Origin of the sequence: Stutzerimonas stutzeri (genome assembly GCF_000935215.1) — a bacterium.
Lineage (GTDB): Bacteria > Pseudomonadota > Gammaproteobacteria > Pseudomonadales > Pseudomonadaceae > Stutzerimonas.
Window position 1 is genome coordinate 1 of record NZ_JXXD01000239.1, and the last position, 204, is coordinate 204.

The 204-nt window shown below is 64.7% G+C and carries 1 protein-coding gene; it reads right to left on the minus strand.

Annotated features, from left to right (window positions below):
* The coding region (locus LO50_RS20225) for a cbb3-type cytochrome c oxidase subunit I (RefSeq protein WP_044316164.1) at positions 1-204 on the minus strand (204 nt) is incomplete at both ends.

Sequence of the window (204 nt, forward strand, 5' to 3'; positions counted from 1 at the left end):
TCGAGGCGATGTAGAGCACGGTGCCGATGGTGGCCAGCCAGAAGTGGGTGTTGATCAGCGCGACGCTGTGCATCTGAGCGCGGCCGAAGACCTTCGGAATCAGGTGATACAGCGCGCCGATGGACACCATGGCAACCCAGCCGAGGGCGCCGGCGTGTACGTGGCCGATGGTCCAGTCGGTGTAGTGCGAGAGGGCGTTGACGG